Source organism: Delftia sp., from assembly GCF_059499305.1.
Map to the genome: position 1 here is coordinate 48,163 of NZ_JCABYI010000021.1, position 8,260 is coordinate 56,422.

At 68.8% G+C, this 8,260-nt stretch carries 7 protein-coding genes; 6 read left to right on the top strand and 1 reads right to left on the bottom strand.

Annotated elements, in window-relative coordinates:
- Nucleotides 1–7 precede the first annotated feature (7 nt).
- Nucleotides 8–1,174, bottom strand: coding sequence for an ABC transporter substrate-binding protein (locus AC5I49_RS12595; RefSeq protein ID WP_016448770.1), 1,167 nt, complete (start codon nt 1,172–1,174; stop codon nt 8–10).
- A 406-nt stretch (nt 1,175–1,580) separates the two neighbouring features.
- Here AC5I49_RS12595 and AC5I49_RS12600 point away from each other — a divergent pair, with 406 nt between their 5' ends.
- From AC5I49_RS12600 to AC5I49_RS12625, 6 genes are read left to right on the top strand one after another with little or no spacing between them, the layout of a single operon-like run.
- Complete coding sequence (locus tag AC5I49_RS12600) at nt 1,581–2,330, top strand: DUF969 domain-containing protein (RefSeq protein WP_016448769.1); 750 nt, start codon at nt 1,581–1,583, stop codon at nt 2,328–2,330.
- A gap of 1 nt (nt 2,331) precedes the next feature.
- The gene (locus AC5I49_RS12605) at nt 2,332–3,285 is read left to right on the top strand and encodes a DUF979 domain-containing protein (RefSeq protein ID WP_016454392.1); all 954 of its coding nucleotides are present in this window, start codon (nt 2,332–2,334) and stop codon (nt 3,283–3,285) included.
- A gap of 16 nt (nt 3,286–3,301) precedes the next feature.
- Nucleotides 3,302–3,970: a pyroglutamyl-peptidase I gene (gene pcp / locus AC5I49_RS12610; RefSeq protein ID WP_016454391.1), complete on the top strand. Its 669-nt coding sequence runs from the start codon at nt 3,302–3,304 to the stop codon at nt 3,968–3,970.
- Between the two features lie 33 nt (nt 3,971–4,003).
- Nucleotides 4,004–4,762, top strand: coding sequence for a LamB/YcsF family protein (locus AC5I49_RS12615; RefSeq protein ID WP_016454390.1), 759 nt, complete (start codon nt 4,004–4,006; stop codon nt 4,760–4,762).
- Nucleotides 4,763–4,771: 9 nt separating this feature from the next.
- Nucleotides 4,772–6,379: a 5-oxoprolinase subunit B/C family protein gene (locus AC5I49_RS12620; protein WP_495789453.1), complete on the top strand. Its 1,608-nt coding sequence runs from the start codon at nt 4,772–4,774 to the stop codon at nt 6,377–6,379.
- A gap of 10 nt (nt 6,380–6,389) precedes the next feature.
- Nucleotides 6,390–8,117, top strand: a complete 1,728-nt coding sequence (locus AC5I49_RS12625; protein ID WP_016448764.1) for an acetyl/propionyl/methylcrotonyl-CoA carboxylase subunit alpha — start codon at nt 6,390–6,392, stop codon at nt 8,115–8,117.
- The last annotated feature ends 143 nt before the right edge of the window (nt 8,118–8,260 follow it).

The following is an 8,260-nucleotide window of genomic DNA, read 5'->3' on the forward strand; positions in this document are numbered from 1 at the left end:
ACCGGCATCAACCGATGAAGCGCCCCGCGTTGCCCAGCACGCCCAGGTCGATGAAGCTGGAGCCCACATGCGGCGGCTGGCCGCTGTAGTCGATCACAAAGCCGCCCATGTCCCAGTTGCGCATGCCGGCCAGCGCCGAGCGCAGCCTGGCCTGGGTGGGGTCGCGGCCGGCGCGTTCCAGACCCTCGGCCAGCACGCGTGCATTCACATAGGCTTCCAGCGAGCCCATGGAGAACTCCTGCTGGCCGTGGGCACGCAGGGCCGATTGGTAGTCGCGCACCAGTTGCAGCCGGGCCTGATGGGGCGCGGGGACGACCATGGTCATGGCAAGGCCCCGGGCGTCGTCGCCCAGCGGCTTGAGGCTGTCGTTGGGCAAGGTCACGCTCAGGCCCGTGAGCAGCACGCCGGGCACGCTTTTGCGCAGGCCGCGCACCAGCGCGACCGACACCGTGCCGGCCGTGGCCAGCAACACGGCGGACGGACGGGCCGCATGCACTTTGTTCAACACTTCGGCCAGGTTCTTGCCATCGGTGGCAATGGCCGCCTGTACGGAGGGGGCCATCTTCCCGGCTTCCAGTGCGCGTGTGGCGTCTTCCAGTATTTCCCGGCCGTAGGCGTTGTCCAGGTAGACGATGCCGATGCCCTTGAGGCCCATGCCTGCAAGCCGCTGTATCAGTCGGTGGACCTCATTGGTGTAGCTGGCCCGGACATGGAAGACGTTGCGCGCGCCCTTGCGCAGCGACGAGGCGCCCGTGATCGGCGCCACGTAGGGAACGCCAGCCTCTTCGATCAGCGGAATGATGGCCGCATTGTTGGGCGTGCCGTTGCACGACAGCAGGGCGAAGGCCGTGCCCTTGGACAGCATCTGCCGCACGTTGTCGGCCGAGCGCTGGGGCACATAGCCATCGTCCACGATCTGCAGCTGCAGCGTGCGGCCGTGAATTCCGCCGCGGGCATTGATCTGCGCCATGGCCGCTTCCGTGCCCAGCTTGATGTCGGTGCCGTATGCGGCCAGCGGGCCGCTCAGGGACACCGTGGAGCCGATGGTGATGGCCTTGGCGGACAGGCCGGCCTCGTCGGCAAAGGCATTGCGCACGAAGGCCGGCGCCAGGGCCGGGACCGCTGCGATGGCCGCAGCGCGGGGAACCAGGGAAACAATCTGACGGCGTCGCATGGATTCAGGGCTCGGGCAAGGTGGGTTGGGAGCAGGAAGGGCCATTCACGACGCCTGCCGCGCATGCGCCCCGCGCTGGGAGCGCGGCCCATTGTAGGAGGCGGCCTTGCCGCAGGCGATACCGGCGCAGGGGCATTGTTGCATTCATGTCTTCTATCGGTATTCAATCATCGATAGTTTTTCTGACTTTGGCAAGAACCCTGTCAGTGCACATTGCGTAGGCAGGTGTATGCGGGTTTGTACTATCAGTATGCGTTGATTGTCTTAATCACAATTCGTTTCTGTAAGACAAATTACTAGTTTTGTTGAACAAAACCAGGTCGGCAGCGCACTCCTTGCCACCGGGTTGGGCATGCGGGGTGGCTCGACGGCCGTCGCGCACCGGGGGTGTGAAGGGGGAATCAACATGCTGACTGACGTCAATCTCTGGCCGCTTATCGGGGTGGCCATCATCGTTGCGGGCTTCGTGCTGCGCTTCAATCCCATGCTGGTCGTGATCGTCACGGCCATCGGCACGGCACTGGCGGCGGGCTTTCCCGTCGACAAGGTGCTGGCCACCATCGGCACGGGCTTCATCAAGACGCGCAACCTGCCGCTGATCATCCTGCTGCCGCTGGCCGTGATCGGCCTGCTGGAGCGCCATGGCCTGCGCCAGCATGCGCAGAACTGGATCAGCTCCATCAAGTCGGCCACCGCTGGCCGCCTGCTCATCGTCTACCTGGCGGCGCGCCAGCTGACGGCCGCCGTGGGCCTGACCAGCCTGGGCGGGCATCCGCAGATGGTGCGTCCGCTGCTGGCACCCATGGCCGAAGGCGCGACCCAGTCGCGCTTCGGCATCCTGCCCGCCAAGGTGCGTGACAAGCTGCGCGCCTACTCGGCCGCCACGGACAACGTGGGCCTGTTCTTCGGCGAGGACATCTTCGTGGCCTTCGGCGCCATCGTGCTGATGACCACCTTCCTGAAGGAAGCCGGCATCGAGGTCGAGCCCATCCACGTCGCGCTGTGGGGCATTCCCACGGCCATCTGCGCCTTCGTGATCCACGCCTGGCGCCTGGGTCGCTTGGACCGCATGCTCGAGCGCGAGCTGGCCCAGTACAAGGCGGGCGTCGCAGCCGACGCGGCCAATGCCAACGCCACCCAAGCCAAGGGAGCCTGAAATGACGCTGACCATCCAACACCTGTACTACCTGGTCGGCTTCGTCCTGGCCGTCACGGCCGTGATGACGCTGCGCGATGCCAGCAATCCCAAGCGCTGGTCCAGCGGCCTGTTCTGGGCGCTGTATGCGGCCGTGTTCCTGGTGGGCCATGAGCTGCCCCCCATGGTGGTGGGCGTGATCGCCGTGGCCATGGCGCTGATCGCCGGCTTCGGTGGCGTGGGCAGCGGCCGCCACGCGCCGCGCAGCGATGCCGAATACCTGGCCAGCGCCAAGCGCCTGGGCAACAAGCTGTTCGTGCCGGCCCTGGCGATTCCGCTGATCACCATGGTGGGCACGCTGAGCGCCTCTCACCTGGTCTTCGGCGGAACGCCCCTGCTGGACCCCAAGGCCACCACGCTGGTGAGCCTGGGCGTGGGCTGCGTGCTGGCGCTGGGCCTGGCCTGCTGGCTGACCCGCGAGACGCCGGCCCAGGGCATGCGCGAATCGCGCCGCCTGACCGATGCGCTGGGCTGGGCCCTGGTGCTGCCCCAGATGCTGGGCATGCTGGGCCTGGTGTTCTCGGACGCCGGCGTGGGCAAGGCCGTGGCCTATGTGACCACCACCTATATCAACATGGACATCCGCTTCGTGGCCGTGGCCGTCTACGTGCTCGGCATGGCGCTGTTCACGGTGGTGATGGGCAATGGCTTCGCGGCCTTCCCGGTGATGACGGGCGGCGTGGGCGTGCCCATTCTGGTGGGCGTCTACCATGGCGACCCGGCCGTGATGGCGGCCATCGGCATGCTCTCGGGCTACTGCGGCACCCTGCTGACGCCCATGGCGGCCAACTTCAACCTGGTGCCCGCCGCGCTGCTGGAGATCGACAAGAATGCCGTGATCCGCGCCCAGGTGCCCACGGCCCTGGCCCTGCTGACGGCCAACGTCTTCCTCATGTATTTCCTGATGTTCCGTTAAAGGACGGACTGTTGCCATGACCGATTCCACTTCCCCGCGCATCCTGGTGACCGGCTTCGAGCCGTTCGAGCAGGACCCTGTCAATCCCTCGTGGGAAGTGGCGCGTGCCCTGCATGGAGAGATCGTGGAGGGCGCCACCGTCCACGGCCTGCAGCTGCGCTGCGTGTTCGGCGAATCGCTGCGCCAGCTGCAGGAGGCGCTTGCGCAGCTGCAGCCGGTGCTGGTCATCAGCCTGGGCCTGGCCGGCGGCCGCAGCGAGTTCACGCCCGAGCGCGTGGCCATCAATATCGACGACGCCCGCATTCCCGACCATGCGGCGCGCCAGCCCGTGGACCAGGTGGTGATCCCGGGCGCGCCCGCCGCCTACTTTTCCACGCTGCCCATCAAGGCCGTGGTGCACAACCTGCGTGCGCGGGGCATTCCGTCTTCCGTTTCCAACACGGCGGGCACCTTTGTCTGCAACCACGTGTTTTTCGCGCTCATGCACTGGCTGGCCCAGGGCAAGGCTGCGCCGGGTGCGCGGGGCGGCTTCATCCATGTGCCGGCCCTGCCTGAGCAGGCAGCGCGCAAGCCGGGCATGCCCAGCATGTCGCTGGCCGACCAGGTGGCTGCCGTGCGCGAGACCATCCGCACGGCCCTGACCGTGTCCCAGGATCTGAAGGAAAACGCCGGCCAGTTGCACTGAACCCCGTGCACCGAGTCCGGTGAGGAGAGAACGATGAAAATTGACCTGAACAGTGATCTTGGTGAGAGCCTGGGCGGATGGCGCATGGGCGACGATGCCGCCATGCTCGATATCGTCAGCAGCGCCAACGTGGCCTGCGGATTCCATGCCGGCGACCCGGCAGGCATCCTGGAGACGCTCAAGGCCGCCCGCGCGCGCGGCGCCATCGTCGGCGCCCATGTGTCCTATCCCGACCTGGTCGGCTTCGGCCGGCGCAACATGGACGTGGCCAGCGCCGACCTGGTGGCCGGCGTCATCTACCAGATCGGCGCGCTGCAGGGCCTGGCCCGCGTGGCCGGCACCGAGGTGCGCTACGTCAAGCCGCACGGCGCGCTCTACAACACCATCGCCCACGACAGGCGCCAGGCCACCGACGTGATCACGGCCATGCGCGCCATCGACCCCAGCCTGGTGCTGGTGGCGCTGGCCGGCTCGCCCCTGATCGACTGGGCGCGCGACGCAGGCCTGACCGTGGTGGCCGAGGCCTTTGCCGACCGCGGCTACACGCCCGAGGGCACCCTGGTCTCGCGCCGCGATCCGGGCGCCGTGCTGCACGACGTGGACCAGATCGCCGCGCGCATGCTCATGCTGGTGCGCGAAGGGGTGGTCGAGGCCGTGGACGGCAGCCCCGTGCGCATTGCCGCCGACTCCATCTGCGTGCATGGCGACAGCCCGGGAGCCGTGGCCATCGCACGCCATCTGCGCGAGCGTTTCGAGCAGGAGGGCGTGCGCATTTCCTCCTTCGCAGGTTGAGGAGTGGCCATGCGCTTTCTACCTGTCAACCGCCAGGCCCTGCTGGTGGAGCTGGCCGACCTGGATGAAACCCTGGCCCTGCTGGGCTCGCTGCAGCGCGAGCCCATCGCCGGCGTGCAGGAGCTGGTGCCGGCCGCGCGCACCGTGCTTGTGCAGTTCACCCCCGCCCAGGTGGGCGTGGCCGAGCTGGTGAACCGCATCGCCGCGCGTGACCTGAGTCAGCGCGCCGAGCGCAGCGATGTGCTGGTCGAAATCCCCGTGCACTACGACGGCGAGGACCTGGCCGATGTGGCGCAGCTGCTGGGCATCACGCCCGAGGAAGTCGTGCGCCGCCACACGGGCAGCGAGTACGCCGTGGCCTTCACGGGCTTCGCGCCCGGCTTCGCCTACCTCAGCGGGGGCGATCCGATCTTCAACGTGCCGCGCCGCACCACGCCGCGCACGCGCGTGCCGGCCGGCTCCGTGGCGCTGGGCGGCACGTTCAGCGCCGTCTATCCCCAGGCCAGCCCGGGCGGCTGGCAACTGATAGGCCGCACCTCGGCGCGCATGTGGGACCTTGCGCGCGAGCTGCCTGCGCTGCTGCAGCCCGGCTACCGCGTGCGCTTTGTCGATGCCGCAGGCATGGAGCAGGCGGATGCCGAACCTGCGCCTGCTGTCGTGCAGGCCGAACTGCCAGAGGGCAACGCGCTGCGCGTCAAGGCCACCGGGCTGATGACGCTGTTCCAGGACCGGGGCCGCCTGGGCCAGGCCGGGCAGGGCGTCTCGGCCTCGGGCGCCATGGACCAGGCAGCCTTCAAGGCCGCCAACCGCCTTGTCGGCAATGCCAGCGACCTGGCCGTGCTGGAGACCGTGGGCGGTGGCCTGTCGCTGCAAAGCCAGGGCGAGACCGTGGTCGCCATCACGGGCGCCGATGCGCCCCTGACCGTGACCACCGGGTCCGGCCAGCGCTGGAGCGTGCCGCGCTACCAGGCCGTGGCCCTGGCCGATGGCGACCTGCTGACCATTGCCCAGCCCGTGGCCGGCGCGCGCTGCTATGTGGCCGTGCGCGGCGGCTTTGCCGTCACGCCCGTGCTGGGCAGCGCCTGCACCGACACCCTGGCGAATGTCGGCCCAGCCGCCCTGGCCGTGGGCCAGATCCTGCCCGTGCGGGCTGCGGACCGCACGGCCGTGTCCGCGCCCGAGCTGCCGCCCGAGTCCCTGCCCACCGCCGGGCAGGACGTGGTGCTGGACGTGGAACTAGGCCCGCGCACCGACTGGTTCACGCCCGAGGCCGTGGCCCTGCTGGCCGCGCAGCGCTGGCAGGTCACGCCGCAGTCCAACCGCGTGGGCCTGCGCGTGGCCGGCGAGCAGCCCCTGGAGCGCGCTGTGGCCGGCGAGCTGCCCAGCGAAGGCACGCCGCTGGGCGCCATCCAGGTGCCCCCCAGCGGCCAGCCCGTGCTGTTCCTGGCCGACCATCCGCTGACGGGCGGTTATCCCGTCATCGGCTGCGTGGCGCCGCACCACCTGGATCTGGCCGGCCAGATTCCCGTGGGCGCCTGGATCCGCTTCAACCCCATCCGCGCCTTCGAGGAATATTCCCCCGGCGCGCAAGGCGCCCAGCGCCTGCAGAACAATTGAAGGTATTGCGATGAAAAAAGTCCTGATTGCCAACCGTGGCGAGATCGCCGTCCGCATCGCCCGCGCCTGCGCCGACTACGGCGTGAAATCCGTGGCCGTCTACGCCGATGCCGACATCGACGCCCTGCACGTGCGCATGGCCGACGAGGCCTATGGCCTGGACGGCGAGCGCCCGGCCGACACCTACCTGAACATCGCCAAGCTCATCGCCATCGCGCACAAGAGCGGCGCCGACGCCGTGCACCCCGGCTACGGATTCCTGTCCGAAAGCGAAGCCTTCGCGCGCGCCGTGCTGGATGCGGGCCTGCGCTGGATCGGCCCCACGCCCGAGACCATCGCCAAGCTGGGCGACAAGGTCGAGGCGCGCAAGATCGCCCTGCAGGTCGGCGCTCCCCTGGTGGCCGGCACGCCCGACCCCGTCAAGGATGCCGGCGAAGTGCTGGCCTTTGCCCAGCAGCACGGCCTGCCCATCATCATCAAGGCCGCGTTCGGCGGCGGCGGGCGCGGCATGAAGATCGCGTGGCGCATGGACGAGGTCGAGGAACTCTTTCACTCGGCCGTGCGCGAGGCCGTCACCGCCTTCGGCCGCGGCGAATGCTTCGTCGAGCAATTCCTGGACCGCCCCCGCCACATCGAGGCCCAGGTGCTGGCCGACACCCACGGCAACGTGGTCGTGCTGGGCACGCGCGACTGCTCGCTGCAGCGGCGCAACCAGAAGCTGGTGGAAGAGGCCCCGGCGCCCTTCCTCAGCGACGATCAGCGCGCCCGCATCCACAGCTCCGCACGCGACATCTGCGCGGCGGCCGGCTACGTCAGCGCGGGCACGGTGGAATTCCTGCTGAGCCAGACGGGCGCCATCTCCTTCCTCGAAGTCAACACGCGCCTGCAGGTCGAGCACCCCGTGACCGAGCAGACCACGGGCGTGGACCTGGTGATCGAGCAGCTGCGCGTGGCCGACGGCCTGCCCCTGTCCATCACCGAAACCCCGGCGCCGCTGGGCCACTCCATCGAATTCCGCATCAACGCCGAAGACGTGGGCCGCGGCTTCCTGCCCACGCCCGGCCCCGTGGTGCGGTTCGACCCGCCCTCGGGCCCTGGCGTGCGCCTGGACACGGGCGTTCAGTCCGGCTCGGTCGTGCCCGGCAGCTTCGACTCGCTGATGGCCAAGCTCATCGTCAGCGGCGCCACCCGTGAACAGGCCCTGGCCCGCGCACGCCGCGCCCTGGCCGAGTTCCGCATCGAAGGCCTGTCCTCCGTCCTGCCCTTCCACCGCGCCGTCATCGGCCATGCCGACTTCGTGGGCAACGACGGCTTCAAGGTCCACACGCGCTGGATCGAATCCGACTTCGCCGAACCCCTGGCCGCCGCCGTGCGCGCCGAGCCGCTGCCCGACGCCAGCCTGGTGCGCTGCGCGGTCGAGATCGACGGGCGCCGGGTGTCGCTGGGCCTGCCTGCGGTGCTGCTGCAGGGGCTGGCATCGGCTGGCGGCGGTGTGGCTGCCGCGCCGGCTGCCGAATCTGCCGTGGACCCCGCTGCCGTCACCTCACCCATTGCAGGGAATCTGCATGCGTGGAAGGTGGCCGATGGCGATACCGTTCAGGAGGGCGATGTGATTGCCGTCATGGAGGCCATGAAGATGGAGATGCAGGTGACTGCGCATCGCAGTGGGGTGGTGGCTTTGGTGGCTGAGGCGGGGAAGGCGCAGGTGCTGGGGGCTGTGATTGCTCGGATTGGCTGATTTCTGGTTGACCTGTTTTTGATTGTGTTGTGCCTCTGGCGGCAGGAGCCGGGTTTCGGCCCGGCGGCCGACCTACTTTCTTATCGCGCGCCCTCTATGTCAGGATAGTTGTCGCCTCAGCTTCCCTTTGCAAAGCAGGCGGC

What these genes read in the sequence shown, in the direction of transcription:
- AC5I49_RS12595 (WP_016448770.1), bottom strand. Translation starts at nt 1,174, where the DNA reads ATGCGACGCCGTCAGATTGTTTCCCTGGTTCCCCGCGCTGCGGCCATC.
- AC5I49_RS12600 (WP_016448769.1), top strand. Translation starts at nt 1,581, where the DNA reads ATGCTGACTGACGTCAATCTCTGGCCGCTTATCGGGGTGGCCATCATC.
- AC5I49_RS12605 (WP_016454392.1), top strand. Translation starts at nt 2,332, where the DNA reads ATGACGCTGACCATCCAACACCTGTACTACCTGGTCGGCTTCGTCCTG.
- pcp (WP_016454391.1), top strand. Translation starts at nt 3,302, where the DNA reads ATGACCGATTCCACTTCCCCGCGCATCCTGGTGACCGGCTTCGAGCCG.
- AC5I49_RS12615 (WP_016454390.1), top strand. Translation starts at nt 4,004, where the DNA reads ATGAAAATTGACCTGAACAGTGATCTTGGTGAGAGCCTGGGCGGATGG.
- AC5I49_RS12620 (WP_495789453.1), top strand. Translation starts at nt 4,772, where the DNA reads ATGCGCTTTCTACCTGTCAACCGCCAGGCCCTGCTGGTGGAGCTGGCC.
- AC5I49_RS12625 (WP_016448764.1), top strand. Translation starts at nt 6,390, where the DNA reads ATGAAAAAAGTCCTGATTGCCAACCGTGGCGAGATCGCCGTCCGCATC.